Raw genomic sequence first — 23,857 nt, forward strand, 5'->3', positions numbered from 1 at the left:
GTTCTCCTCAATGGACGTCGTCGGTGTCCAGCAGGCCCTGCAGGGTCGAGGCCTCGTACTCGGTCCGGAAGATGCCGCGGCGCTGCAACTCCGGCACGACGAGGTCGACGAACAGGTCGGCCGGTCCGCGGTGGTACGGGGGAAACAGCTGGACGCCGTCGAGGACCCGCTCCTCGAAGTTCTCCTCCAGCCAGTCGGCGACGGCCCGGGCGTCACCGACGACGGCCGGCTGCTGTTCGTGCCGGGCACGCTGGACGTAGTGGTACAACTCGCGCAGGGTCGCGTCCTCGCCGATACGGGTGGCGAGGATCTGCCGCAGCAGTTCGCGGTCGTTCCTCACCTCGCGTGCGCGGTCGCTGATCAGCGGCTTGAGGGCGTCGTCGCCGACCTCCTCGACATCGACGACGTCGAGCACGCGTTCACTGTCGCGGACCCGCGACAGGTCGACGCCGAGCGCCTCGGAGAACGCCGCCGGCAGCGCCTCCGTGAGCTGGAAGGCGTTGATCTCGTTGAACTTCGCCTGCGCCTCCCGGACGGTGCCGGCGAGGTAGAAGGTGATCCCAGGGATGATCTTGAACTTCTCCGGATCGCGCCCGTTGGCTGCGACACGCTCCTTGAGCCTGCGGTACTCCTCCTTGCCGCGGCTGATCCCGAAATACGGGGAGAAGCGCACCTGCGCGAAGTCGGCGCCGTAGCGCAGGGATTCCTCGGAGAGCCCCACCTGAACGATCGGGATATGGCTCTGTACCGGCGGTGGGACGTTCAACGGGCCGCGTACGTCGAAGTGTTCACCGTGGAAGTCGATCTCGCGCCAGGAGCCGGGCTTCACCAGGGTGCCGCCCGTCCTGTCGTCGAGCAGGAAGTCGTCGTCCCAGCTGTCGTGCAGCAGCTGGTTGACGACCGAGGTGAACTCCCGGGCGCGGGCGTACTTCGTCTCCTCGGTGGGAACCGGGTTCTTGCCGTAGTTGCGGACCGGGTCGCCGTCGCGGTCGATGCCGAAGACGACGTTCAGCGCGGTGCGTCCCCGGTTGAAGTTGTCCAGAGTGGCCAACTGCCGGGCGACTGAGTAGGGATGCTCGAAGGAGGAGTTCACCGACATCACGAACCCGAGGTTCTCCGTGATCGCCGCGGCGTGGCCGGCGTAGACGAAGTTGTCCCAGCGGAAGATCCGGTTGAGGCGGTCGGGTTCGCTGCCGAGGGCGCTGCCCGCGAAGACGTAGTCGAGCTTGCCGCGCTCCGCGGTACGGGCGATGTCGAGGATGACGCTCGGATCGCGCAGGCCGAAGTTGGTGGCTTCCGGCAGCCGCCAGGCGTCCAGGTCCCAGCCGGTGCCGTAGGCCGCGAGACCGAGGCGGAGTGTGCGTCGGGCGCTCATGCGACCTCCTCCTCGTTCTCGGCGGAGAAGCGGTTCGAGGGGACGTCCAGACCGAAGTGGCCGCGGAAGGTGTCGGTCGTGTAGTCGCTGCGGTGCACACCGCGCTCCTGGAGGATCGGCACCACCTCGCCCGTGAAGCGCTCCAGCTGGCCCCACAGGAAGGGCGAGCTGATGTTGAATCCCTCGGCGGCACCCCGGTCGAACCAGTCGATGAGGATGTCGGCGACATGCTCGGCCGTACCGATGACCAGGGGGAAGTTCCCGGCGATGGCGGCCCCCAGCACGTCCCTGACCCGGACCCCGCCGTTGTCCACGCTACGGCCGGTCCGCCCCGCGAGCGCCGTCAGCAGCTTGCGGCCGTAGGCGTTGAACTGCTCGGCGGTGTCCGGCTTGACCGTGCCGTCGATGCCGAGCGGCCTCAGATCGGTGCCGACCCGCTCCGACAGGGAGCGGACGCTGCGCACGCCCTTGGGAAGCGGGAAGGGGGCGGCGGCGATCCGGGCCCCCTCCGGGCCCGCCCAGAACGCCTCGTCCTGATCCCCCTCGACGATGTCGTCGTCGTACGGGAGCAGCGCGTTCAGCTCCTCGTACAGGTCGATTGCCTCCGTGCGGGTGTCGGCGATCAGCGGGGTGATGCCCGGCATGAAGAAGATCGGGTCGACGCGTCCGCGCAGACGCTCGGCCCGCCGCCGCACGTCGGTGTTGAACGCGATCGAGTCCTCGGGTGTGGCCGGGCCGGTGAAGTTGACGTCGGCCCACTTCGCGGTCAGTTCCCGGGAGAGCTCGGAGGCGCCGGCGTACAGCAGCGGGATGTGGCCCTGCGGCGGGCGTTCGAGCGGCAGCGTGCCGGAGACCTGGAAGTGCAGGCCCTCCCAGTCGAGCCGGTGGACCTTGGATTCGTCGATGTAGTGGCCGCGCTTCTTGTCCTGGAGGTAGGCGCCCTGCTCGATGCTGTCCCACAGCCGCTGGGTGACGTCGATGAACTCGTCCGCACGCTCGTAGCGGGCGGCGCCGCCCAGGTCCGGGAGGCTGAAGTTCTGGGCTGCCAGGTCGGAGGCGCCCAGCACGACGTTCCACGCCAGCCGCCCGCCGCTCAGGTGGTCGAGGGAGGCGGTCAGCCGGGCCAGGATGTAAGGCTCGTAGAACGTGGGGTGCGCCGTGACGACGAGCCCGATCTTCGAGGAGTGCAGGGCGAGCTGGGAGGCCAGGGTGAACGGCTCCAGGCGTCCGGTGTTGTGGGTGGTGATCCACTGTTCCTTGACGATGTCGCCGGGCAGCGTGTCCCCGAGGAAGAAGAAGTCGAACTTCGCGTCCTCGACCAGGCGTAGCGCCTTGGTCGCGTACTCCAGCTCGAAGGCCTGCGCCGTGGGCGCGTCCGGGTGTCGCCAGCCGCCCCAGTGTGTGCCGTTCAACCAGTGCATGTAGCCCAGGTGGAGCTGTCGCTCGGGCATGGTGTGGTCCTTGTCTGTCGCGGATTTACGAGGGCAGGGCCGCGCTGGGCTCTGCCGCGCCGGGGATCGACGCCAAGAGCTGCTTGACGTAGTCGGTCCGTGGCCGGGTGAGGATGCCGAGGGCGGGGCCGCGCTCGACGATGTGCCCGTGGTGCAGGACGACGATGTCGTCGGAGACCTCCGCGATCACGCCGAGGTCGTGCGAGATGAAGACGTACGTCAGGGCGAGCTCGCGTTGCAGCGAATCGAGCAGGTCGAGGATCTGGCGCCGCACGGTCACATCGAGGGCGGAGACCGGCTCGTCCAGGACGACGACGTCCGGTCGTGGTGCCAGCGCGCGCGCGATGGCCACCCGCTGGCGCTGACCACCCGACAGCTCGGCCGTGTACCGGTCGGCGACCGAGGCGGGCAGCCCGGTCACCTCCAGGAGCTCAGTGATCCTGCGCGCACGTTCCCGCGCGGAACCGTAGCGGTGACCGGTGAGCGGCTCGTCGAGGATGGCGCGGACCGTGGCCCGGGGGTTCAGGGACGCGTAGGGGTCCTGGTAGACCATCTGCACCTTGCGGTAGAGGCCGGCCTGCCCGGCGCCGCGCCGGTGGTGGACGACGGGTTCGCCGTCGATCTCGACCGAGCCGGCGTCGGCCGGGGTCAGGCCGGCGAGGATACGTACCAGGGTGGTTTTTCCCGACCCCGATTCACCGACGATCCCCAGCGTGGTTCCCTTGCGCACCTGGAACGTCGCCTCGGACACCGCCGTGACGGTGTCCGAGGCACGACGGGACGTGAAGGTCTTGCCCACTCCCTTGGCCTCCACCACCACCGGGGAGCCCGCGGGCACGGTGCGGAAGTACTCCAGTCGTGCGGTCGCAGCCCGCGGACCGGAGAACCCGAGCGAGGAGGAGCGCAGGAGACTCTCCGTGTACGGGTTCCCGGGATCGGCAACGACGTCGTCGGTCCGCCCGCTGCGCACGATCCGCCCGTCCTTCACCACGGCGATGTCGTCAGCCCGCTCGGCAGCGACCCCGAGGTCGTGGGTGATGAGCAGGATCCCGAGGTCGTCGGTCTCCACCAGGCTCGACAGCAGGTCGAGGATCGTCTTCTGCACCGTCACGTCGAGCGCGGTCGTCGGCTCGTCCGCGATCAGCAGCCGGGGCCGGGTGCTCATCGCGGCGGCGATCAGCACCCGCTGGCACATCCCCCCGGACAGTTCGTGCGGATAGCGCGAGTACAGATTTCCGGGGTCGCGCAGTCCCACTTTCGCGAAGAGGTCGATGACCCGCTCGCGGCGCTCCGCGCGGGACGCCAGGCCGTGGGCGCGCAGCGGTTCACCGGCCTGGACACCTACGGGTATCAAGGGGTTCAGGCCGAGCAGCGCGTCCTGGGGTATGTAGCCGATCTCCTTGCCGCGGACGGATCGGTACTGCCGTGGGGACAGCCCGGTGAGGGTACGGCCGTCGAGGGCCACCTCGCCCGCGGTGACGCGCCCGTTCTCGGCGAGGGTGCCGGTGACGACCCGGCCGAGGGTGGACTTGCCCGAGCCGGACTCGCCGACGACGGCCCGGATCGATCCGGCCGGGACGTCGAGGCTCACGTCGTCGAGAACGGGGGTCGTGGCGCGGCCGGGCAGCGCGAACTCGACACTGATGTTGCGCAGACTCAGCAGCGCGGTCCTCCCCTGGTCAGGCGACGACACGGGTCCTCCCTCGGTTGAACGATCTGCCGATGCGGTAGACCGCGAGCACGGTCAGCACGATCACCAGGCCGGGCAGCAGGCTCAGCCACCACTGGACTCCGATGAACGTGCGGCCCTCGGCCACGAGCAGGCCCCACTCGGGCGTCGGCGGGGGCGCGCCCAGCCCCAGGAAACTCAGCGCGGCGACGGTCAGGACCGCCGTGCCGATGTCCATCGTGGCCGCGGCCAGTACCGAGCGGGACGCGTTCGGCACGACGTGCCTGAACAGCCGGTAGACGTAGCCGTGCCCGGTGAAGACCGAGGCCTCGACATACGTGGCGTTGCTCACCTTGAGGACCTCGGACCGCATCAGACGGGCGAACCCCGCTGTGCTGTTGATGCCGATGGCGATGGCGATGTTGAGTGTGCCGCGCCCCAGGGCGGAGATGATCGCGAGTGAGACGATCAGGCTCGGCACGGCCAGCATGATGTCGATGATCCGCATCAGGATGCTGTCGACCCTGCCGCGCAGCGCGCCGGCCGCGAGACCGAGCAACGAACCGCTCACCAGGCCGATGAGCACGGCGATCACGGCCGCCTGGAGCGACAGCCGGGTGCCCCACACGGTGCGGGTGAACTGATCGCGGCCGAAGTCGTCGGTGCCGAACAGGTGGTCCAGGCTCGGTTCCAGCAGCATGTGCGACGCGTCCTGCCGGAGCGGGTCGCCGGGCACGAACAGGCCGGGGTGGATCGCGGCGGCCAGGATCACGGCGACCCACAGGTACGCGGCGAGCAGTCCGGGCGAGCGGAGCAGTTCGGCCAGAGGGCCGCCCAGCCTCGGCGAGCGCGCGGGCGGTCGTGTCGACGCCTTCCCTTCGGGGGGCGGCGTGCCATGCGTCTTCACTTCGAGAGCCGTCATGTCACCCGTCCCATCGGATCCGCTTGTCGAGCAGCGGGTAGAGCGCGTCGACGACGAGGTTGACGACGACGAAGATCACCGCACTGATCGTGACCGCGACCAGGACGACGGGCATGTCCCGTCCGTTGACCGCGTCGACCACGAGCCGTCCCACGCCGAGCCGGGAGAACACCGTCTCCGTCAGCACCGTCCCACCGACCATCACGCCGACGGTGGTTCCCAGCGACGTGATGACCGGCAGTGCCGCGTTCCTCAGGGCGTGCCGGACGACGATGTCGAACTGGCTGAGCCCCCAGTTGCGAGCGGTCTCCACGTACGGTGAGGTCAGAGCGCCGCGGAGGTTGGCCGTCAGTAGTTGGGAGATGCTGCCGCCTCCGGCGACGGCGAGCGCCACCGAGGCGATGAGCAGTCCGCCGAACCCTGGGTCACTGACCGCTTTGATCCAGTGCAACTGGAAGGCGAACAGCTGGAGCAGGACCAGGCCGACCAGGAAGGGCGGCAGGGACACCGCGACGGGCGGCAGTGAGATGAGCAGTTCACGCGCCCACTTCCAGTCGGTCAGTTCGATGACCACCGACAGCGTCACTCCCAGGACGACGGCGAGCAGCAGGCCGAGGAAGGCCAGCTTCAGCGTCTCGGGGAAGGATTCGAAGTACACCTCCACCGCAGGCCGGCGCTGGTAGATGCTCTGGCCGAAGTCGCCGTGGAGGGCTCCGGTCAGAGCGTCCCAGTACTGCACGTACACCGGGCGGTCGAGACCGAGCAACTCACGCTGCTCGGCCAGGAGCTGCTTGACGTCGGCGCCGTCGGCGCCTGCCGTGAGACCGCCCGCCGCGTCACCGGGCACGATGTACAGGAGGAAGAACGCTCCGGTGAACGCACCCCACACCACGATGACGCCGTACAGGAGCCGAAGACCGTGTCGTGCCATCGGTCTACTTCTTCGTGAGCCAGGCATTGATCAGGTACTGGTCGAGGCCGACGGGTGTGATGTCGTGCAGCCGGGGCGAGTAGGCCCAGATGTCGACGTCGTTCGACACGGGGATGTCGTAGGCCTGCTCGACGAGGATGCGTGAGGCCTCGTCGACCAGCTTCTGACGCTTGGTCCGGTCGATGGTCTGGTTCTGTTCCTGGAGGAGCCGGTCGAGCTCCTGTCCCTTCTTGTCGCCGTCCGCGATGAAGCTGCGGTTCGACCCGGTGGTCGTCCCGTAGTTGGCGCGCAGTACGTCCGGGTCGGGCGACGACGCGTACCAGTAGGCGATGTCGTACTCGCCGCTCAGCAGCTTCTCGTTCGCCTCGGCGGGCAGCGGTGGGTCGAGGACGAGCTCGATGCCCAGCTTCTTCCACTGGTCCTGGAGCACCTGCCAGCCCGCGTCGTCCTCCGGCGCGCGCAGCGACAGCCTTTTCCCGTCGGCGTCGACACGGATGCCGTCGGAACCGGTCTTGGTCCAACCGGCCTGCTTGAGCAGTGACTTGGCCCGCTCCGGGTCGTACTTCAGCAGCGCGCTCTGGTCGGAGTAGTAGGGGTTGTCCTTGCTCAGCGGACCTGTCGCTGCCTGGTCGACACCACCCGAGTCGATCTTGACGAACTCGTCCCGGTCGGTTCCGACCTGCAGAGCCTGCCGGACACGGACGTCCTTGAGGAACTTCGACGACGTGTTCACCGGAAGCTCGGTCCCGGTCGCCGGGTTCAGCGTCTTCGAGATGGTCAGCCCGGCGCTCTTGAACTGCGGAAGGTACTTCGCGTTCACCCAGTAGATGAACTGCAGCTCGTCGTCGCCGATGACCGCGCCGTTGCGGACCGAGTCCTCCGGAATGATCTTGTAGACGACTTCGTCGAGATAGGCCGGACCGTCGTGCTCGAAGTACTTCGGCGCCCAGTCGTAGTCATCACGCTTCTTCAGCACGATGCTCTGGTTCGGGACGTACTTCTCCAGGTAGAACGGGCCGGAGCCGTCCAGCCACTTCTGTCGCTCCTCCACCGGGAGCTCGGCCGTCTTCTGCGAGACGATGCCTACGTACGCACGCGACAGCGAGACCAGGAAGGCGGCGTTCGGCTCGGCGAACTCGACGGTGATCTCGTGCTCCGAGGGCGTCTTGATCGTACGGATGCCCTGCACGACGGTCTTGGCGCTGGAGTGGATGCCCGGCCGGTTCAGGCTCTCCAGGTTGGCCTTCACGACCTTCGCGGTGAGCTTGGTGCCGTCGTGGAACGTCACGTCGTCACGCAGCTTGAACGTGTACTGCCGTGCGTCATCGCTTACGGTCCAGCTCGTGGCCAACCACGGTTCGACCTGCTTGGTCTCGGGGTTGTAGAACACCAGCGAGTCGGCCAGGGCGCGAGCGACGGTGCGCCAGACCTGGTTGACGACGGCGGAGTCGACACCGCCGGGGTCGGCGCTGAGACCGATGTTGAGTGTTCCTCCGTAGCGGTCCTTCTTGGCGACCTTCGCTCCGGCCGCACTCTGCCCGTCACTGCCCGAGCAGGCGGTGACAAGGAGCGACAGTGCGGCGGCCGTTGCGGCGAGCCAGCGCCACCGGCGTGAACTGGACACGACCTGTTGTTTCCCTTCGATCGACTCAGAGACGAGCGCTCAGTGATGGCACTGCTATGGGCGAGCAGGCAGCGCTACATAGCCGCGCGCCTATCTCTCTCTGATTTATGTATTCGATGCATATGAAGTTGCGAAGCAGCTTCCATGCCCTGTGCGACGAAAACGTGTTCGGCTCTGCTCAGCCAACTACCCGTACCAGGATTTCCCCTGGTCAGGCTTGAGGTGTGGCCTGGCCTGGAGTGTGCGCCGGAGAGTGGCGCGATACTTGCTAGGTGCGGGTATCTCGTAGTCGATATGGTGGCACGAGTACGCTTTAAGTATCGTGACAGCAGTGTTGCAGTCTTCTGAACGGGGAAGCCGACGTGGTGTTTGACAGGAAGTACAGCGACGAGATCCGCCAGCGCGCGGTCGAACGTGTGCAGCAGCGGCGCCGCGACGAGCCTCAGAACCGCTCGATCGTGCGCGAGGTCGCCACCGAGTTCGAGGTGGGCCCGCAGTCCTTGCGCAAGTGGCTCGCACGCTACGACGACGGCAGTTACGACTACGACTACGAATCCGCCGAGGGCCACGGAGACGGCGGGGAGTCGCGCACGCCCCCGGCCGGACGCCAGCAGCGCAGACCGGGCCAGCGTGAGCTGCTCGCCAGGATCGAGGAGCTGGAACAGCGGATCGTCGTCCTCCAGGAGGACAACCGCTCGCTCACCCGTGTCGTGTCGCTGCTGGCGGATCAACTGAGGGTGGCGACCACGACCGGTGTCCAGATCCCGGACTCCGTGATCGGCCACTCGCCACGCGCCTAGAATCCCGCGATGAACGACAAGACAACCGTGACCAGTAATCTGCACGGCCGGACCACCGACGTCCGCGGCCGCTACGTCATCGGCGGCCCCGGATTCGAGATCGTGTCGGACGGCTCGGTACGCAGCGGAGGCCGGGGCGAGGAAGCCGGCTCACTCGACCTGCTCGTCGCCTCGCTCGTCTCCTGCGCCCTGAACGCGTTCCGTCAGGACTTCGTCGAGAGCGGGCAGCCGGAGCGTCAGGTCGAGATCTTCGCCCGGATCGAGCGCAAGGCCGCAGGAGACTACCTGGGCACTCTCATCATGGAGTGCTTCATCGACGGCGTCGACAACATCACCGCGGATGTGCTCGTCACCGAGTACAAGAAGCGGTGCCGCATCTACAACGCCCTCAAGGAGAGCCTTCCGGTGGTGTTCGTCCCGCATGCCTCGGGATCGCTGCGATGACGCCGGCCAGGACCGACTGGGTCGTCGACGCCGCGACGGCGTACGCCGAGCGGCATCGGTCGGTGTTCATCGAGGTCATGCCCTGGCGGGTGATGGCGGAAGGAGTGGATCCGGTCTCTGGCAGCATCCCCGGCGCGTTCCGGACCTCGGTCAAGGCCGACTTCGCCGGTACCCCAACGGCGGTCAGTGGTCACCTGCCGCTGCCGAGCCGCACCACGGTGCGCGCCACCCTGTTGGCCCGGGGGATCGGGCCTGCTGACGACCTCGTGCTGTACACCCGACGGATCGAGGAGTTGTCATCGGCCACCCGGGCGTGGTTCGTCCTCACCTGGGCGGGTTTTCGTTCGGTGCGTGTCCTGGACGGGGGTCTGCCGGCCTGGGTCCGTGCGGGCGGCCCGACGGCCCGTCTCCGGGCAGCGCCGACACCTGCCGCGGTCAACGACCCGTTCGAACCGGTGCTTCCCCCCGACGGCGGCCGTCGCGTCCTCGGGATCGCGGATGTCCTGGAGATCTCGCGCTACGGCACCCTGCTCGACTCACGGCCGGCCGCTTCGTACAACGGCGTGGTGGACGACCGGAGGACCGGACACATTCCGCACGCGATCCACGCTCACTCGACCGAACTCGTCGCTCCCGACGGGCTGCTCCGATCACCGACAGAACTGCGCAAGTGGTTCCTGTCCCGTCGGGCGATCGGCGGCCACGAGGTCGGTGCCTACTGTGGCGGCGGAGTGTCCAGTTCCCTGCTGGTCTTCGCCGGGGCCCTGCTGGGCCAGCAGGTGGGCCTGTTCGTCGACTCCTGGTCCGCATGGGAGCGTGATTCCTCTCTGCCCGTCGAACAGGGCACTGCCCTGAGCCGGTCCGCCGCCGTCGACACCGACTGTGCGTGACGCGGAGACCGCCCGGCGGGGTGGCTGCGGACGGCCTCGAATCCGCGGCGCCGGCGCACTCGGGCGGGCGGAGATGCCCCGGGGTCGGTGAACCCGAGGACCGGCAGGCCGGCGCTCCGTGCCCGGTATGCGCCCACGACGATCGACCGCCTGTTGGCGGGGCCACGGCGACCACTGCTAGTCTTCCGGCGGCCGTGCGAGAGAACGAGGAGGTGGTACCCGTGAACGCAGTAGTGACATGGGTGCTCCCCTCCGGGGTCACGGTCGGACGATAGGTCGTCCGGGAGCGCCGTATCTGAGCACTCCCGAAAGGCACGACCGTGCAATTCACTTCTGAACAGCGTCTCGACGACGGCGTCCTCGCACGCGAATTCACCCTCGGCGAGATCCCCGGCATCCTGTGGACGCCTGGATCCGCACCTGCCCCGCTGATCCTGATCGGCCACAACGGCGGCTTGCACAAGCGGGAATCGCGGCTGGTGGCCCGCGCCCGGCACTCCGCGGCGTACGGCTACGCGGTGGCCGCCATCGACCACCCCGGGCACGGCGACCGGCCCCGATCCGCCGTCGATGAGCAGGCCCGCGCCGACCTCCGCCGGGCGATGGCGGCCGGCGAGCCGGTCGACGAGATCTTCGAGTCCTTCATCGTCCCGCTGGTCGAAAAGGCGGTCCCGGAATGGCGGACCACCCTGGACGCCCTCCTTTCGCTGCCCGAGATCGGCGGCCCGGTCGGGTACTCGGGGATGACCGCCATCGGCATTCGGCTGGCGCTGGTCGAACCACGCATCTCGGCCGCCGGTTTCTTCGCCGGGGGTTACGTGCCCCGCGCCCAGCGCGAGGAGGCCCGGCAGATCACCATTCCGCTGCAGTTCCTGCTGCAGTGGGACGACGAGGGGAACGACCGGCAGCTGGCCCTGGATCTGTTCGACGCCTTCGGCACCAAGGAGAAGACGCTGCACGCCAATATGGGCGGGCACGCCGGCACCCCGTGGTTCGAGGTGGCCGACGGGGACCGGTTCTTCGCCCGGCACCTGAAGTGAGGCCGGGCCGTCAGGCCGGCGACGGACGGTAGGCGATCGGCCGGCCACACCCCATCCATCTCGGAGGCGGCAGAGGAGGGGAGGCGACTCATTCCGGGGGCGGCAGCAGTGTTCCCAGCGGTCCGAGGTCGAGGTTGAGGTCGTCCATGCTCAGTCCGTGCTGGGCACAGAGGTCGTTCATACGGTCGTGGAGGACCAGCAGCGTCGCCCCCAGCCGTTCCTCCTGCTCCTCGGTGAGATCTCCTTGGTCGACCCGGTGGAGCGCCTGCCGCTCCATGAGCTGGCGCAACAACTCGACCAGAGTGAGGACGAGTTTCACCAGATCACGTTCCACGTGGTCGGGATCGGTGCTGATCCGGTGTGGCAGGTGATGACCGGTCCCGGCGGGGGCGGCCTCATGTGGGCCGGCCGGCAGCAGGCGGAAGGCGCGGGCCGCGGCGTCCGTGACTTCCTCCAGCCGGCGCCCCACGTCCTTGGGCTCCTCACTCGCCATGGGCACTCCCGGGCGGCGGTGTACGAATGGACATGATCAGGGCGCGGAGCGAGATGCGCACAAGGTCGATGTCGGCGATGGAGAGCACCACATCACCGGTCAGGACCACACCGCCACTGAGCAGCCGGTCCAGCAGGTCGACGAGTGCGACCTGGCGGCTCGCCAGAGGCTCCACCTGTGAGGAGGCACGGGGCGTGCTCATGGACCTGCGCCTTCCGCCGCGTCGTCGCCTGCGGCGGGCGGCATCGCGAAGGAGTACGGAGCCCAGGGGCCGGTGATGTCGACCCGCACCCCCCAAACGCCCTCGGCGGCGCCGCTCACCTCGGCGCGGAACTCCTCGGCACGGTCGAGCGGCACGAGATAGGCGTCGTTGACGATGTTCTCGCCCGGAGCAGTGGCCAGCTCGCCCTGCTGCACCCGGTGCCTGGCACGGTCGGCGGCATGCCTGCGTCCCGCGGCCTCGACCCGCTCCGCAACCCGCTGCGCCGCCCGGTATTCGTCGTCGCGCACATGCTGTTGGGCCTTGCGGGTCCGGAGGTAGGAGCGCCCCGGGCCGAGGTCGTTCGCGGCTGCCGATCCGGCGTCGGCCGGGGCGGGCCGGTCGGACGCCTCCACGAAGATCTTGACCCCCCACTCGATGTGCGCGGCCAGTCGGGACAGCCGGTCCGCGAAGGTGCTCCACTCGGCGTCCAGGACGCGTCGCGCCCGGTCGTCGTCGAGGTACACGGTGGCGAGCCGCAGCGGGAGGACCGTGGTGCGGGAGGCCAGCTCCTCGATCACTCCGTGGTGGGCGCGGGCCACCGCCTCCAGCCACTCCAGATCCTCCAGGTGGCGCTTGAGGGCGTCCTCCTGGAAGTCCTGGGAGGACACCTCGCTCACCGCGAGCACCAGCTCGTCACCGGGGGTACCCCGCACGAGGTGGACCGGGGCGCCGGCCACCCCGGTGAGTGCCGCGGCGACCTCGTCGAGCCCGTCGGTGTGACGGGCCACCGCGTAGGCGTAGGTGACGCGCTCAGTCATCGCGCGCCTTCTTTCCGCGACGGCCGGCCCTGGGTTCCCGCTCGCGCGCGCCGGCCCCGTCGAGTGCCGCTTCGGCTCCGGGGACAGCCTCGCTCTCCGGAAGTTCCTTGCCCCGCCGCAGCGCGTCGATCTCCGCCCGGAGGCGCTTGTTCTCGTCCGCCAGGGACCGTTCTCCGCGGGCACGGGACGAGAGCGCCGGATCGTGCTCCCACCAGTCGATACCCATTTCCTTGGCCTTGTCGACGGAGGCGACCAACAGCCGGAGCTTGATGGTCAACAGCTCGATGTCGAGCAGGTTGATCTGAATGTCGCCTGCGATGACGATGCCTTTGTCGAGTACACGCTCAAGGATGTCGGCGAGATTCGCGGACGAGCCCTGGCCGTAGGGCGGCGCCGCCCTTGACGGATAGGAGCCGAGCCTGTTGGCCATCGGATCGGTCACTGCCCCGGCCTCTCAGTTCCTTGCCAGTACTCCGTGATCTCCTCAAGCCGGTCGAGGAGTTCGTCCTCTCTCCGGTCGAACTCCTCGTCGTCGATGCGCCCGGCGAGGAGGTCCGCCTCCAGCGCTGCGAGTGCCTGCTGCACCGGCGCCGGGTCGTAGTACTCGTTCTCGGCCGCTTCGAGGACACGGCCCACCACCCAGCCGACGCCGCGCACAGGCGCCAGGGGCAGTGTCACGAGGTGAGTGAGCAGGCCCATCGGATGTCCTTCAGACGAAGCTGTACGGAGGGAGGGGGCCGTTGAGCCGGAAGTCGAACTCGTCCCCCATCTGGTTGGCGAGGCTCAACTCCGTGGTGAGGAAGCCTTCTTCCTGACTCGCGGCCACCAGGAACGAGGCGCTGAGGAAATCACTGCCGGTCGGCTGCGAGATCTCCTGTTCCCGGGCGAGCGGCCGGAGCGCCTCGATCACACCTTTGGCCAGTGCGTCCTGGCGCGCCTGTACTTCGTTCGCGACCAGTTCACCCAGCGCGAGCGAGGCATCGGGGCCGGCACCGCCGCTTCGGATGTCACGGTTGAGCTGCCGGGCCTCGTCCGAATCCCGCAAGATCTGACGCAGCAGGGCTTCCTCGTCCTGCGCCACCTTCAGGTGGTATTCGGTGCAACCCTCAAGTGTCTGAAGCCTCTCCACGTACTCGGCGGCGCGGGCCTCCAGTGCGGCTCGTACGGCTTCGTCGTCCTCCGCCGTCAGGCCGAATCTCAAGGGCAGCACCGCGCCGTCCGCCATGAGGCGGTTCTGGACCTCATGATGCGCGGTGATGTCGCGCCGCTTGGGGCGCAGGTCTTCCGGCGCGTCGCTGACCACTGCACGCAGTGGTCCCTCGGTGACCGTGCGCAGAGTCGAAGGCGGTTCGCCGATCCCCGTGATCGAGTCGAGATGGAGCGGATGCTTCTCGCCGACGATGGAGTAGACGTACACGGCCATGGCTCACTCCTCCTCGCGTTCCCGCGTGCGTCGCGCGGGCCGCCGCGCCGGTCGCCGGTGCCTCTCCACGGGTTCCTTCCGCTCCTCCTCGCCTTCGTCGTCCTCGTCCTCCGCGTCGCTTTCCCGGCCACCCTTGAGGGTGTCGGTCACGGCTTCCACCGCACCGGTGAGAGCACCCTTGGACTTGCCGCGTGCGCCGCTCTCCAGCGTGTCCCCGACGATGTCGGTGAGCTGCGCCGGCTGCTTGCTGCCCGATTCGAGGTCGAGGCGGTTGCAGGCTTCCGCGAAGCGCAGGTACGTATCGACGCTGGCCACGACGATGCGGGCATCGATCTTCAGAATCTCGATTCCGACGAGTGACACACGCACGAACACGTCGATGACGAGTCCGCGGTCAAGAATGAGTTCCAGGACGTCGTAGAGGCTGCCACTGGGTCTCGATACGCTGCCACTGCCTTGCGGCACCATGGTCATGGTGCCTCCCTTCACCGGCCGGCCTGTGGCTTTCAGTCCCGTCGGTCGATTTGCCCTCGGGTGTAACGACGCCTTCTTTCGTACGCCACCAGGTCGCCCTCCCTGTCCAGTGTTACGCGATAGGTGGCCATCACGCTGGTCGTCGCAGGGACGCGCTCCAGCTCCAGCACCTCCACATCGGCCGTCCATCCGTCCTCGGTCGGTTTCAGGGCCGACACCGATTCAGGGGGGCGTCCGAGCAACTCCTGCAGCTGTTCCGCCGCAGCGCGCATGGCGGCTGCCGGCTTGGTCCTTGACCGCCGCTTGGCGGGTTCTGCGGCCACGATCGACCTCCGATGTGGAGGGGGCGGCATTCCATGCACGCGCATACAATTTCATCATATAGGGACATAGCTGACATCTGTGCGGGCGGTCTCATCGCGCCCCGCCGTGTCCCGTCTCTCCTTCTCAATGGCTCATGCCGGAAGGATCAGTTCATGAACGACACGACCAAGATCGCCCTCGCTGCCGCAGTCGCGGGTGGGTACGTGCTCGGACGCGCGAAGAAGGGAAGACTCGCCTTCGCCATGGCGACGTATCTCGCCGGAAGACGGTTCGGGCTCGATCCGCAGCAGCTGGCTACAGAAGGCCTGCGCCGACTCAAGGATGTTCCGCAGATCGCCGAGCTGAACGAACAGGTTCGGGGGGAACTGCTGGACGCCGGACGGCAGGCGCTCGCCGCCACATTCGACCAACGTCTCGCGGATCTGGCCGATTCGCTCCACGATCGCAGACTTCGCCTCGCTGACAAGGGCGAAGAGGAAGAGGGAGAGCCGGAGGAAGAAGAGCAGGAAGAGCCTGAAGCGGAGGAGGAAGAGGAAGAGCCCGAGGAGGAGGAAGAGCCTGAGGAGGAAGGGGAGGAAGAGGAGGAACAGCCCGAAGAGGAAGATGAGTCCGAGGAGGAAGCGCCGCCGCGCCGGCGAAAGGCCCCTGCGAAGAAGGCCACCCGGGCGGCACCCGCGAAGCGTGCTGCGAAGAGGCCCGAGAGGAAGCCGGCCCGGAAGGCCGAGCCCCCGGCGAAGAAGGCTCCCGCCAAGAGGGCCCCCGCGAAGAAGACCCCCGCGAAGAGGGCACCCGCCAAGAAGGCCCCCGCGAAGAGGGCACCCGCCAAGAAGGCGCCGGCCAAGAAGGCTACGGCGAAGAAGACCGCCGCGAAGAAGACGGCCGGACGGCGGAGGTAGGGCCATGGCCACGAAAAGCAGAGAAGCCTCGGGTATGGAGCTGCTGCGCGACGAGTTGGTCGACTACGTCGGCGCCGAGGTGGGGAACCTGGCGGACAAGGCCGGAGACAAAATAGCCGGCCTCACCGATCAGTTGTTTGATGTAGCCCAGAACGGGGGTGGGCTCTCCGGTGTGCTTTCCGGCGGCGGGATCATGAAGGCTCTCATAGGCGGCAAGGCCAAGGGGATCAAAGAGTCCGTGCTGGGCAAGGCCAAGGACCTCATGGGTGGGGGAGGCGGCGGCGGTAAGTCCGGCGGCGGCAAATCCATGAACATCCTTGAAGTGCTCGACGTGGGCGTGCCGGTCCGCACGGCGTACGACTACTGGACCCAGTACGAGAAGTTCAGCACCTTCACCAAGGGTGTCCGCAGTGTGTCGCGGCATGACGAGACCGAAAGTGACTGGAAGGCCAAGGTCGGTCCCTCGACGCGTGGTTGGAAGGCCACGATCCAGGAACAGGTGCCGGACGAGCGCATCATCTGGACTTCCGAAGGTGCCAAAGGAACGACTCGCGGATGTGTCAGCTTCCATGAACTGGGCCCCGCGCTGACACGGATCGTGCTCGTGGTCGAGTACTACCCCTCTGGATTCTTCGAGAAGACCGGAAACCTCTGGAGGGCTCAAGGGCGGCGCCTGCGCCTGGACTTCAAGCATTTCGCGCGCTACGTCTCCTTCGCCGATGGGGAAGTCGAAGGATGGCGTGGGGAAATCCGTGACGGTGAAGTGGTCCGCTCTCATGAAGAGGCCATGGAGGAGGAAGAGGGGGAAGAGGAATACGAGGAAGAGGCCGAGGGGGAGGACGAAGGGGAGTACGACGAGGAGGCCGAGGGGGACGACGAAGGGGAGACGGAACAGGATGATGCTCCGGACGACGATGACGAGGAGGAATACGAAGACGAGGAGGAGTACGAAGAGGAGGAAGGATGACCCTCAGCGCGCCGGGACGTCCTTCGCCCCGCGCACCGGCCGGGACGCCAACCCGCTTTTGAACAGCTGACTTTGTGGTACCTGCCCGGTGCGCCGCGTGTTCTCCTGTGCAGCCTCCCTCGGTGCGCCTCGGGCGTCCGCGCTCAAGGCACACCTTCGGTGTCTGCGAGGTCCGGAGTTCTACCGGTCCGAGGCCCCGGAGTCCCGCCGGTCGACGGTCTCACCGCGGATGACGCGAGGAGCCCCGGCTTCTCCCTCCGCGTCCTCGTTCCCCTTCACCGCCTTGGCCTCGGCCTTGAGGATGCGGGCCGACTTGCCCGCCGAACGCGCGAGGTCGGGCAGCTTCTTGGCACCCAGGACGAGTATGACCACGATCAGGATGATCGCGATCTCGCTGATTCCGAACATCAGTCTTCGCCGCCCTCGTCCTCGTCGTCACCCTCGAAGAAGTCCCCGACCTCGTCGACGACTTCGGCGGCGACCATCCCGCCGACGACGCCGACCGCCAGTCCGGCCGCGCCTACCGCGATGGCCGTACCCACGCCCGGGCCGGACCGGTGACCCCCGTCGTGACGGTGCCCGTCGTCATGGCCCTGCCCGTGGCCGTGGTGGTGCCCGGCGTACGGATCGCCGTGCCCGTAGGCAGAACCCGCCGCGTACGCCGACCGGTGCTCGATCAACTCCCGCAGCCAGGATTCGACGATCGCGCACCAGTCCCGCTGAGGGTCCGTGTCGTGGCCGACCGTGAACCGGGTGAGCGCGTCGTGCCCGCCGGAGAAGAGCCCGCCGCGTTTGTCGGCCTCCAGGACGACGTCCATGCCGCCCGGGGTGGCGAGGAAGGTCACCTCGATCTCGTTGACCGCGTGCGCGTACTGCGGCGACGGGGTCAGCTCGATCTCCTGGTAGAAGGGGAGTTGCTGGTTGGTGCCACCGATGCGGCCGTACTCCAGATCCGCGGACTTGAAACCGAATCCGAGCTGCCCGAACGCTCCGAGGATCGCCTCCTGCACCGGCAACGCGCCCACGGTGAGCTGGTCCAGATCACCCTTGTCCTTGGCGCCGGCCACCGACAGCTCCGTGCGGATGCCGAGGACGATGCCCAGGCCCTGCCCGTACAGCTCGGTGACCGGCGTCTCCCAGGGCAGTGCGACCGAGAACGGCAGGCTGCGCCGCTCGCCCTCGGCCAGCCGGAAGCCGCCGCCGACGGTGAAGCGGTCGAAGACGACGACGCCTTCCCGTTCCCCCTCCTCGTGCTCGGCCTCCACCCGGGCCACGAGTTCCAGCGTGATGTGCTCGATGTCGAAGTCGGCGCTGCCGCCCACGAGATGGACCTGGCCGGACAGGGGACCGCCGGGGACGGCAGCCCCTGCGGTGAGGACCGTGTCGACGGTCGGGCCGCCCACACCGAGTGAGCCGAGCAGTCGTTTGAACACCATCGAGGCGTTCACTCCCTTACGTGCGTACGAGGGGCGCGAGGGAGCCCGGAAGTGTCAAGGCAGGCACCCACGCTCTACAGGCGTGTAGAAGCATAGAGCGGGCGACGGGGCTCCGAGACCTTCGTGGACCTGGAGGGCGGGAAAGTCCGAAAAAGATCGCCCAGACGGTCCGGGCAGCCGCTTGACGAGCGCGTTTTGCCGTGCCTTTACCGTAACTCCGGAGTGCCGGCGCGCCACTGCTGCTCCGGTGCTCGTCCCCCGTTCCGGTGGTGATCCTGTCCACGAACAAGGGGGTGACCTACGTTGGCTGCGTTGCAGTCATCACGAAGGAGGACACACATGACGATCGCACTCGGTCTCGGTCTCCCGCAGATGAAGCAGTACGACATCGGCCGGGACGTGGCCACCGTGGCACGCGCGGCGGAGGAGACCGGATACGCGAGTCTGTGGGTCTTCGAGCGCGTCCTGTTCCCCGAGCCTGCCACCCAAGGGCTGTACGGCGTACCGGGCCTGCCGTGGCCCGACCAGTACCGCAGTGTCGCCGATCCGCTGGTCACGCTCACGATGGCCGCAGCATCCACCGACCGGGCCCGGCTCGGCACCAGCGTCCTGGTCGCACCGTTGCACGTGCCGTTCCAACTGGCCCGGTCGCTCGCCTCGCTGGACGTCGCGAGCGGCGGGCGAGTGATCGCGGGGCTCGGCACGGGATGGTCCCTGGACGAGTACGCGGCCGCCTCCGTAGCGCCGTTCGGGCGTCGCGGCGCGGTCCTGGACGAGCTGCTGGACGTGTGCGCGGCCGTCTGGGGGCCGGACCCTGTCGAGTACGAGGGCGAGTTGACCACCATCGCACCGTCCGAGGTCGGTCCGAAGCCGGTTCGCCCCATCCCGGTCTACCTGCCCGCGAACAGCCCGCGCGCCACGCGTCGTCTGGTGGACCGGGCGGACGGCTGGATGCCCGTGGCGGCGGGGGCCGCCCGGCTGGCCGAGGAGTGGCAGCGGGTCCGGGATGTGGCCGCCGAGCGCGGTCGGGAACGGTCGATCGATGTCTGCGCCCGTGCCAACGCGCGGTACAGCGCGAAGCCGTTCGAGGGCACGGGCCGACAGCCCTTCCAGGGAAACGTGGCCCAGATCGTCGAAGACCTGGCGGTGCACGCCGGGACGGGCGTGACAGAGATCTTGCTGGACCTTCAGAGCACGACACGTGACGCCGCGGAGCTGATCGATGTGGCGACCGAGGTGTACGAAGCGGCGCGTGCGGCGGGCGTCTGACGGTTCCGCGAAGGCGCCGTCCGGAACCCCTCCGGCAGTCGCGTCTGACGTCGTTCCGCAACGGTGTCGTCCGGAACACGTCCGGCAGCCGCGTCCTCGGGCTGCCGGACGCCCCCTGCTGCCGCATCCGCGCCCGCGGGCGCGGCAGCAGGGGGCCGGCTCCGTGCCGCTTCCGTCAGCTCTCCGTGTCCTCGGTGCCGCGCTCACCCTCCGCCTGGGACGGCTGTGTGCGCATCGTGGCGGGGTGCCGCTCCTCGGCCGGATTCATGTCCTCTTCCAGACGCTCGCCCTCTGCCTGCGACGGCGTCGTGTACTCCTCGTTCTCGCGCATGACCGCCTCCACGGTCGGGACACTTGCATACAAAATGAGCGTAACGCCTCGCCGGTTCGGCAGCCCGGGCTGTGCTCGGGGTCTCCGCGTGGACTCCCGTCCACGGGCACGTCAGCACGCGCCGTGAGCGGGACGACTACGCGTGGGCCTGTCGGGGCGCTCTGGCCTCCTGGACCCTGGACCACCCCGCCGACCCGGACAGCGTCGGGTCGCGGCCGTTTCGAGCGCCTGCGAGCTCCTTCGCCGGACCTCCGACTGACGACGCACGGTCGGCCGACGGTGGACCTCCGGCGGACGCCGGACCGACGCCGGAGCCCGCGAGCGGATTCCGTGTGGACGTCGGGCAGGCCCCGGGGGTCTCACCCGACCGCGTCGGCGAACGCGGGACGCCTCCTTCTCCCCATTGGGCCGTGGCCACGGCCCAGTTGCGTGGCCACGGGGGCCATGAGTCCGTGGAATCGAGCTCTGCCCGATTCCACCCCTCAGGAGGAGACATGCACACCGAGCAGCAGGGCCGCTCGGCCGACACGCTTTCCGTCGTCTACACCGTCCACGTCATCGAGGGCGGTGAGCAGGGGTTCCTGGACGCGTACGAGCGCATCCGGAAGTCCGTCGCCAGCGTGCCGGGACACATCATCGACCGGCTGGGCGAGCCCATCGACGACTCCCGCCAGTGGGTGATCACCAGCGAGTGGGAGACCCCCGCCCACTTCTTCGCCTGGCAGCAGGGCGAGGACCACCGGGCCCTGCTGGCTCCGCTGCGCGTCTGGGTCGACCAGACCCAGTCGCTCAGGTACCGGGTCATCCAGGAGACCGTGGGGGTGGAAGCATGACGCACCACCCCACCACCGGCCCCGTCGCCGTCCTCGGGCTCGGCACGATGGGCACCGGTCTTGCCTCGCGCCTTCTGGAGCAGGGCGTTCAGGTGCGTGTCTGGAACCGCACCGCGGAGCGGGCCGAACCGCTCACCCGGGCCGGCGCCGTGGCCGCCGCACATCCGGCCGATGCCGTAGAGGGCACGAGCGCCACCATCTGCACGGTCACCGACGGCGAAGCCCTCTCCACCGTGCTGCACGGACCGAACGGGATGCTGAGCAGGGGCTCGTACCCCGGCGCCCTGGTCTGCGCCAGCACGGTCGCCCCCGAAGAGGTCCTCCGTCTGACCGGCGACCTGCACTCCGTCCTGGACGTCGGCATGCTCGGCAACCGGGAACACGCCCGCAACGGCGAGCTGCGGCTGTTCGTCGGCGGGGAGGAACGGGTCTTCACCGCCGGGCGGCCGCTGCTCGAACTGCTGGGCAAGGAGGTCGTCCACCTCGGCGAACTCGGTTCCGGCATGCGGATGAAGCTGCTCCTCAACCTGCTGATGGGCATCGAGGTACAGGCCCTGGCCGAGGCCGTCGAACTGGCCGTCGCCACCGGACTCGACCGGCAGCTCGTCCTGAGCACGATCGCGGGCAGCGGCTTCGCCTCGCCCGTCATGTCGTTCAAGTCCAAGCGGCTGGCCGCCGGGCGCTTCGACAAGCCCGACTTCCGTCTCAGCCTGATGGCCAAGGACCTGCTGCTCGCCGCGGACCAGGCCGCGACGGCCGGACTGCGGCTCCCTCTCGTCGCCGCAGCCGCGCGGACCCACGTCCGCGCCATCGACCAGGGACACGGCGACGAGGACTGCGTCGCGGTCGCCCACGCCCTCACACCGAACCCGGGAACGCACACGTGATCATCGACATCCACGGACATCTGTCCCCTCCGGAGGCCGCCCGACGCTTCCCCATGCCTCCCAGCCTGACCGACGTCGACGGAATGCTCGCCGCCCGCGCCGAGGCCGGGATCGACCTCACCATCATCGGCAGCCCGGTCGGCGCCGGCGCGATGGCAAGGGTGCCGGGCGTCGACAACTACGCCCAGCCACGAGACCGGCTCCGAAGCTTCCACGCCTGGATGTCGGGGCTGATCGGTTCCTTCCCGGAGCAGTTGCGGGGGTACGTGTACGCGAACCCGTTCGGCGACGACGATCACCTGGAAGGCGTCCGGGAGACGCTGGCGGATCCCGCCTTCGTCGGCCTGATCACCACCTCCAGCGTTCACGGAGAACTGCTCGGCTCCCCGCGGGCCGACTCCTTCTTCGCGCTGGCGGCCGAGGCCAGAGTGCCGGTCCTCGTGCACGCCCCCGCCGAACCGATCGGCACGGACCGGGTCGACGACCTCGGCTTCGTGGAACAGATCGGCCGGTTCGGCGACCTCACCATGAGCATGGCGATGATCGCGTTCGCGGGATGGCTGGACAAGTATCCGGACCTGCGGCTGATCGGTGCCACCGGCGGCGGCGCGATGGCCCTGCTGCCCGAACGCCTGCAGACCGCGGCGCGCCCCCGGCACTGGGGCGGGGGCAAGCCGGCAGCGCCGTCCTCGTCCCCGGCGCCCCCTTCCGCACCGGCGCCGGCCTCGGCCGCACCGCCGGCCTCCGGTCCGCCGACGGCCGACCCGGGCGGTGCGCTCCAGCGCATGTACGTCGACACCAGCACGTTCAGCCCGACGCACCTGGGCCTCAACGCGGAGGTGCTGGGGCCGGAACGGATGCTGTTCGGCACCGACTCGCCGCCGATGTCCGTCCCGCTGCAGGAGCTCAAGCGCCTGATCGAGAAGCTGCCGATCGACAAGGCTTCCCAGCAGCTCATCCTCGGCGGCAACGCCGAGGCGCTCTTCGACCTCAGGAGCCGTCCGTGACCACAGTGGAGGATCCGGCCACCGCGGCCGAGCGGTGCACACCCGAGTTCCGGCGGAACCCGTACCCGGTCTACGCGAGCCTCAGGGAAACGGCCCCCGTCTGCCCCATGCGACCGCCGCACGGCATCGACACGTACCTGATCACGCGGTACGCGGACGCCCGGGCGGCCTTGGCCGATCCGCGGTTGAGCAAGGACATGTACGGGGCCGAGGACGCCTACCGAAGGATCTTCGGTGACTCGTCCCTGGCTCTGGACGACCACATGCTCAACTCCGACCCGCCCAAGCACACCCGGCTGCGCAAGGTCGTCGGTTCCACGTTCACCCCGCGCCGCGTGGAGGCGCTGCGGCCGCGGATCCAGGACATCGTCCACACGCTGCTGGACAACTGCGAAACACGGACACCGGTCGACCTGCTGCCCGCGTTCGCGTTCCCGCTGCCGATCATCGTGATCTGCGAACTGCTCGGTGTGTCGCCCGACGAACGGCCGGAGCTGCAACGCCTGTCCACCACGGTGGCGCAGACAGGATTCAGCAAGGAGTCCAAACAGGCGCAGCAGGAGGCGGAGGAGAAGCTGCACGCGTACTTCGCGGATCTCATCGCCCGCAAACGCGGCCGTCCCGGTGAGGACCTGCTCAGCGCGCTCGTCACGGCACGGGACGAGAACGGCGGGCTCACCGAGCAGGAGCTGATCTCGACCGCGTTTCTGCTGATGTTCGCCGGTCACAAGACGACCGCCTACCTACTCGGCAACGCCGTCCACCATCTCCTCACCCACCCCGCGCAGCTCCGCGCCGTGCAGGGGAACCCGGAGCTGGTCGAACAGGCGGTGGAGGAACTGATCCGCTTCGACGGCTCGGTGGAGAGCGCGACCTTCCGCCACGCGACCGAGGACGTGGAGATCGCGGGGACACGGATCCCGAAGGGCTCCCTGGTTCAGATCGCGCTCAGTTCGGCCAACCGCGACCCGCTGAAATTCGATGCTCCGGACGAGTTCGACGTGAGCCGGCCCGAGCCCGCGCTCCGTGCCCATCTTGGCTTCGGACACGGCATCCACTACTGCCTGGGAGCGTCCCTGGCCCGGCTGGAGACGCAACTCGCGCTCACGGGCCTGTTCAGCCGGTTCCCGAAGGTGGCACTGGCGGACCCCGAGTGTGAGGCGCCCTGGATGGAGGTTCCGTTCCCGGCCTTCCGCGGTCTCGCGGAGCTGCCCGTCGTACTCAAGCCCGCCGGATCGTGACCTGGCGGTGTGAGGACACCGGCCAAAGGACACCGGTCCCGTCGTCAGGGCCGCCCCGGACACCCCGGGGCGGCCCTGACGCCTCGGGGTGCTCGGTTCCGGGCGCGGCC

Annotated in this window: 28 protein-coding genes; 11 read left to right on the forward strand and 17 right to left on the reverse strand. The window is 68.6% G+C overall.

The window, feature by feature from the left end; all coding sequences use genetic code 11:
* Positions 1–7 precede the first annotated feature (7 nt).
* From ACFVUT_RS00345 to ACFVUT_RS00370, 6 genes are read right to left on the reverse strand one after another with little or no spacing between them, the layout of a single operon-like run.
* Positions 8–1,375, reverse strand: a complete 1,368-nt coding sequence (locus ACFVUT_RS00345; RefSeq protein ID WP_389641851.1) for an NtaA/DmoA family FMN-dependent monooxygenase — start codon at positions 1,373–1,375, stop codon at positions 8–10.
* Positions 1,372–2,826, reverse strand: a complete 1,455-nt coding sequence (locus ACFVUT_RS00350; RefSeq protein ID WP_389641854.1) for an NtaA/DmoA family FMN-dependent monooxygenase — start codon at positions 2,824–2,826, stop codon at positions 1,372–1,374. The genes ACFVUT_RS00345 and ACFVUT_RS00350 overlap by 4 nt, the downstream gene beginning before the upstream one ends.
* A gap of 25 nt (positions 2,827–2,851) precedes the next feature.
* Complete coding sequence (locus ACFVUT_RS00355) at positions 2,852–4,519, reverse strand: dipeptide ABC transporter ATP-binding protein (RefSeq protein ID WP_389641857.1); 1,668 nt, start codon at positions 4,517–4,519, stop codon at positions 2,852–2,854.
* Positions 4,506–5,417 (reverse strand): ABC transporter permease, encoded by a 912-nt coding sequence (locus ACFVUT_RS00360; protein ID WP_389641860.1) that lies wholly within the window; start codon positions 5,415–5,417, stop codon positions 4,506–4,508. The genes ACFVUT_RS00355 and ACFVUT_RS00360 overlap by 14 nt, the downstream gene beginning before the upstream one ends.
* Position 5,418: 1 nt before the next feature.
* Positions 5,419–6,348, reverse strand: coding sequence for an ABC transporter permease (locus tag ACFVUT_RS00365; RefSeq protein ID WP_389641863.1), 930 nt, complete (start codon positions 6,346–6,348; stop codon positions 5,419–5,421).
* Between the two features lie 4 nt (positions 6,349–6,352).
* A complete protein-coding gene (locus tag ACFVUT_RS00370) occupies positions 6,353–7,972 on the reverse strand; it encodes an ABC transporter substrate-binding protein (protein WP_389641866.1) in 1,620 nt (539 codons plus the stop codon).
* A gap of 362 nt (positions 7,973–8,334) precedes the next feature.
* On the opposite strand from ACFVUT_RS00370, the gene ACFVUT_RS00375 reads away from it, so the two are divergent.
* The 4 genes from ACFVUT_RS00375 (at position 8,335) to ACFVUT_RS00390 (ending at position 11,146) form a co-directional block, all read left to right on the forward strand.
* Positions 8,335–8,772: a hypothetical protein gene (locus ACFVUT_RS00375; RefSeq protein WP_389641869.1), complete on the forward strand. Its 438-nt coding sequence runs from the start codon at positions 8,335–8,337 to the stop codon at positions 8,770–8,772.
* Between the two features lie 9 nt (positions 8,773–8,781).
* Positions 8,782–9,216, forward strand: coding sequence for an OsmC family protein (locus tag ACFVUT_RS00380; protein WP_389641872.1), 435 nt, complete (start codon positions 8,782–8,784; stop codon positions 9,214–9,216).
* Positions 9,213–10,106, forward strand: coding sequence for a sulfurtransferase (locus ACFVUT_RS00385; RefSeq protein WP_389641875.1), 894 nt, complete (start codon positions 9,213–9,215; stop codon positions 10,104–10,106). Before ACFVUT_RS00380 ends, ACFVUT_RS00385 begins: the two co-directional genes overlap by 4 nt.
* A 320-nt stretch (positions 10,107–10,426) precedes the next feature.
* A complete protein-coding gene (locus tag ACFVUT_RS00390; RefSeq protein ID WP_389641878.1) occupies positions 10,427–11,146 on the forward strand; it encodes a dienelactone hydrolase family protein in 720 nt (239 codons plus the stop codon).
* Positions 11,147–11,234: 88 nt separating this feature from the next.
* Here the strand turns inward: ACFVUT_RS00390 and ACFVUT_RS00395 are convergent, their stop codons facing one another.
* From ACFVUT_RS00395 to ACFVUT_RS00430, 8 genes are read right to left on the reverse strand one after another with little or no spacing between them, the layout of a single operon-like run.
* Positions 11,235–11,639: a gas vesicle protein K gene (locus tag ACFVUT_RS00395; protein ID WP_389641881.1), complete on the reverse strand. Its 405-nt coding sequence runs from the start codon at positions 11,637–11,639 to the stop codon at positions 11,235–11,237.
* The gene (locus ACFVUT_RS00400; protein ID WP_389641884.1) at positions 11,629–11,841 is read right to left on the reverse strand and encodes a gas vesicle protein; all 213 of its coding nucleotides are present in this window, start codon (positions 11,839–11,841) and stop codon (positions 11,629–11,631) included. Before ACFVUT_RS00400 ends, ACFVUT_RS00395 begins: the two co-directional genes overlap by 11 nt.
* On the reverse strand, positions 11,838–12,659 hold the full coding sequence (locus ACFVUT_RS00405; protein ID WP_389641887.1) for a GvpL/GvpF family gas vesicle protein: 822 nt from the start codon (positions 12,657–12,659) through the stop codon (positions 11,838–11,840). Before ACFVUT_RS00405 ends, ACFVUT_RS00400 begins: the two co-directional genes overlap by 4 nt.
* Complete coding sequence (locus ACFVUT_RS00410; RefSeq protein WP_389643553.1) at positions 12,652–13,089, reverse strand: gas vesicle protein; 438 nt, start codon at positions 13,087–13,089, stop codon at positions 12,652–12,654. The genes ACFVUT_RS00405 and ACFVUT_RS00410 overlap by 8 nt, the downstream gene beginning before the upstream one ends.
* A gap of 8 nt (positions 13,090–13,097) precedes the next feature.
* Positions 13,098–13,358 carry a gas vesicle protein GvpG gene (locus ACFVUT_RS00415; RefSeq protein ID WP_389641890.1) on the reverse strand — a complete coding sequence of 87 codons (261 nt, stop codon included), beginning with the start codon at positions 13,356–13,358 and terminating at the stop codon, positions 13,098–13,100.
* Positions 13,359–13,368: 10 nt separating this feature from the next.
* The gene (locus tag ACFVUT_RS00420) at positions 13,369–14,082 is read right to left on the reverse strand and encodes a GvpL/GvpF family gas vesicle protein (RefSeq protein WP_389641893.1); all 714 of its coding nucleotides are present in this window, start codon (positions 14,080–14,082) and stop codon (positions 13,369–13,371) included.
* A 3-nt stretch (positions 14,083–14,085) separates the two neighbouring features.
* Complete coding sequence (locus tag ACFVUT_RS00425) at positions 14,086–14,556, reverse strand: gas vesicle structural protein GvpA (protein WP_389641896.1); 471 nt, start codon at positions 14,554–14,556, stop codon at positions 14,086–14,088.
* A 32-nt stretch (positions 14,557–14,588) separates the two neighbouring features.
* The gene (locus tag ACFVUT_RS00430) at positions 14,589–14,909 is read right to left on the reverse strand and encodes a gas vesicle protein (RefSeq protein WP_389643556.1); all 321 of its coding nucleotides are present in this window, start codon (positions 14,907–14,909) and stop codon (positions 14,589–14,591) included.
* A 123-nt stretch (positions 14,910–15,032) separates the two neighbouring features.
* On the opposite strand from ACFVUT_RS00430, the gene ACFVUT_RS00435 reads away from it, so the two are divergent.
* Positions 15,033–15,776, forward strand: a complete 744-nt coding sequence (locus tag ACFVUT_RS00435) for a histone protein (protein WP_389641899.1) — start codon at positions 15,033–15,035, stop codon at positions 15,774–15,776.
* Positions 15,777–15,810: 34 nt separating this feature from the next.
* Complete coding sequence (locus tag ACFVUT_RS00440) at positions 15,811–16,743, forward strand: SRPBCC family protein (RefSeq protein ID WP_389670888.1); 933 nt, start codon at positions 15,811–15,813, stop codon at positions 16,741–16,743.
* Positions 16,744–16,923: 180 nt separating this feature from the next.
* Here the strand turns inward: ACFVUT_RS00440 and ACFVUT_RS00445 are convergent, their stop codons facing one another.
* Both ACFVUT_RS00445 and ACFVUT_RS00450 read right to left on the reverse strand, forming a co-directional pair.
* On the reverse strand, positions 16,924–17,151 hold the full coding sequence (locus ACFVUT_RS00445) for a twin-arginine translocase TatA/TatE family subunit (RefSeq protein ID WP_389641905.1): 228 nt from the start codon (positions 17,149–17,151) through the stop codon (positions 16,924–16,926).
* Entirely contained in the window at positions 17,151–18,179 is a 1,029-nt protein-coding gene (locus tag ACFVUT_RS00450) for a sporulation protein (RefSeq protein WP_389641907.1), read from the reverse strand. The genes ACFVUT_RS00445 and ACFVUT_RS00450 overlap by 1 nt, the downstream gene beginning before the upstream one ends.
* A 339-nt stretch (positions 18,180–18,518) precedes the next feature.
* Here ACFVUT_RS00450 and ACFVUT_RS00455 point away from each other — a divergent pair, with 339 nt between their 5' ends.
* Positions 18,519–19,448, forward strand: coding sequence for an LLM class F420-dependent oxidoreductase (locus tag ACFVUT_RS00455; protein WP_389641910.1), 930 nt, complete (start codon positions 18,519–18,521; stop codon positions 19,446–19,448).
* Positions 19,449–19,623: 175 nt separating this feature from the next.
* Here ACFVUT_RS00455 and ACFVUT_RS00460 read toward each other — a convergent pair whose 3' ends face one another.
* On the reverse strand, positions 19,624–19,779 hold the full coding sequence (locus tag ACFVUT_RS00460; RefSeq protein ID WP_389641913.1) for a hypothetical protein: 156 nt from the start codon (positions 19,777–19,779) through the stop codon (positions 19,624–19,626).
* A gap of 494 nt (positions 19,780–20,273) precedes the next feature.
* Between ACFVUT_RS00460 and ACFVUT_RS00465 the strand changes: the two genes are divergently transcribed.
* From ACFVUT_RS00465 to ACFVUT_RS00480, 4 genes are read left to right on the forward strand one after another with little or no spacing between them, the layout of a single operon-like run.
* Positions 20,274–20,612 (forward strand): antibiotic biosynthesis monooxygenase family protein, encoded by a 339-nt coding sequence (locus ACFVUT_RS00465; protein ID WP_389641916.1) that lies wholly within the window; start codon positions 20,274–20,276, stop codon positions 20,610–20,612.
* A complete protein-coding gene (locus ACFVUT_RS00470; protein ID WP_389641919.1) occupies positions 20,609–21,499 on the forward strand; it encodes an NAD(P)-dependent oxidoreductase in 891 nt (296 codons plus the stop codon). The genes ACFVUT_RS00465 and ACFVUT_RS00470 overlap by 4 nt, the downstream gene beginning before the upstream one ends.
* A complete protein-coding gene (locus ACFVUT_RS00475; RefSeq protein WP_389641922.1) occupies positions 21,496–22,506 on the forward strand; it encodes an amidohydrolase family protein in 1,011 nt (336 codons plus the stop codon). Before ACFVUT_RS00470 ends, ACFVUT_RS00475 begins: the two co-directional genes overlap by 4 nt.
* Positions 22,503–23,747 carry a cytochrome P450 gene (locus ACFVUT_RS00480; RefSeq protein ID WP_389641925.1) on the forward strand — a complete coding sequence of 415 codons (1,245 nt, stop codon included), beginning with the start codon at positions 22,503–22,505 and terminating at the stop codon, positions 23,745–23,747. The genes ACFVUT_RS00475 and ACFVUT_RS00480 overlap by 4 nt, the downstream gene beginning before the upstream one ends.
* The last annotated feature ends 110 nt before the right edge of the window (positions 23,748–23,857 follow it).

This window comes from Streptomyces sp. NPDC058051 (genome assembly GCF_042885475.1).
Lineage (GTDB): Bacteria > Actinomycetota > Actinomycetes > Streptomycetales > Streptomycetaceae > Streptomyces.

What these genes read in the sequence shown, in the direction of transcription:
- ACFVUT_RS00345 (WP_389641851.1), bottom strand. Translation starts at nt 1,375, where the DNA reads ATGAGCGCCCGACGCACACTCCGCCTCGGTCTCGCGGCCTACGGCACC.
- ACFVUT_RS00350 (WP_389641854.1), bottom strand. Translation starts at nt 2,826, where the DNA reads ATGCCCGAGCGACAGCTCCACCTGGGCTACATGCACTGGTTGAACGGC.
- ACFVUT_RS00360 (WP_389641860.1), bottom strand. Translation starts at nt 5,417, where the DNA reads ATGACGGCTCTCGAAGTGAAGACGCATGGCACGCCGCCCCCCGAAGGG.
- ACFVUT_RS00365 (WP_389641863.1), bottom strand. Translation starts at nt 6,348, where the DNA reads ATGGCACGACACGGTCTTCGGCTCCTGTACGGCGTCATCGTGGTGTGG.
- ACFVUT_RS00380 (WP_389641872.1), top strand. Translation starts at nt 8,782, where the DNA reads ATGAACGACAAGACAACCGTGACCAGTAATCTGCACGGCCGGACCACC.
- ACFVUT_RS00385 (WP_389641875.1), top strand. Translation starts at nt 9,213, where the DNA reads ATGACGCCGGCCAGGACCGACTGGGTCGTCGACGCCGCGACGGCGTAC.
- ACFVUT_RS00395 (WP_389641881.1), bottom strand. Translation starts at nt 11,639, where the DNA reads ATGGCGAGTGAGGAGCCCAAGGACGTGGGGCGCCGGCTGGAGGAAGTC.
- ACFVUT_RS00400 (WP_389641884.1), bottom strand. Translation starts at nt 11,841, where the DNA reads ATGAGCACGCCCCGTGCCTCCTCACAGGTGGAGCCTCTGGCGAGCCGC.
- ACFVUT_RS00405 (WP_389641887.1), bottom strand. Translation starts at nt 12,659, where the DNA reads ATGACTGAGCGCGTCACCTACGCCTACGCGGTGGCCCGTCACACCGAC.
- ACFVUT_RS00410 (WP_389643553.1), bottom strand. Translation starts at nt 13,089, where the DNA reads ATGGCCAACAGGCTCGGCTCCTATCCGTCAAGGGCGGCGCCGCCCTAC.
- ACFVUT_RS00415 (WP_389641890.1), bottom strand. Translation starts at nt 13,358, where the DNA reads ATGGGCCTGCTCACTCACCTCGTGACACTGCCCCTGGCGCCTGTGCGC.
- ACFVUT_RS00420 (WP_389641893.1), bottom strand. Translation starts at nt 14,082, where the DNA reads ATGGCCGTGTACGTCTACTCCATCGTCGGCGAGAAGCATCCGCTCCAT.
- ACFVUT_RS00425 (WP_389641896.1), bottom strand. Translation starts at nt 14,556, where the DNA reads ATGACCATGGTGCCGCAAGGCAGTGGCAGCGTATCGAGACCCAGTGGC.
- ACFVUT_RS00430 (WP_389643556.1), bottom strand. Translation starts at nt 14,909, where the DNA reads ATGCCGCCCCCTCCACATCGGAGGTCGATCGTGGCCGCAGAACCCGCC.
- ACFVUT_RS00435 (WP_389641899.1), top strand. Translation starts at nt 15,033, where the DNA reads ATGAACGACACGACCAAGATCGCCCTCGCTGCCGCAGTCGCGGGTGGG.
- ACFVUT_RS00440 (WP_389670888.1), top strand. Translation starts at nt 15,811, where the DNA reads ATGGAGCTGCTGCGCGACGAGTTGGTCGACTACGTCGGCGCCGAGGTG.
- ACFVUT_RS00445 (WP_389641905.1), bottom strand. Translation starts at nt 17,151, where the DNA reads ATGTTCGGAATCAGCGAGATCGCGATCATCCTGATCGTGGTCATACTC.
- ACFVUT_RS00450 (WP_389641907.1), bottom strand. Translation starts at nt 18,179, where the DNA reads ATGGTGTTCAAACGACTGCTCGGCTCACTCGGTGTGGGCGGCCCGACC.
- ACFVUT_RS00455 (WP_389641910.1), top strand. Translation starts at nt 18,519, where the DNA reads ATGACGATCGCACTCGGTCTCGGTCTCCCGCAGATGAAGCAGTACGAC.
- ACFVUT_RS00460 (WP_389641913.1), bottom strand. Translation starts at nt 19,779, where the DNA reads ATGCGCGAGAACGAGGAGTACACGACGCCGTCGCAGGCAGAGGGCGAG.
- ACFVUT_RS00465 (WP_389641916.1), top strand. Translation starts at nt 20,274, where the DNA reads ATGCACACCGAGCAGCAGGGCCGCTCGGCCGACACGCTTTCCGTCGTC.
- ACFVUT_RS00470 (WP_389641919.1), top strand. Translation starts at nt 20,609, where the DNA reads ATGACGCACCACCCCACCACCGGCCCCGTCGCCGTCCTCGGGCTCGGC.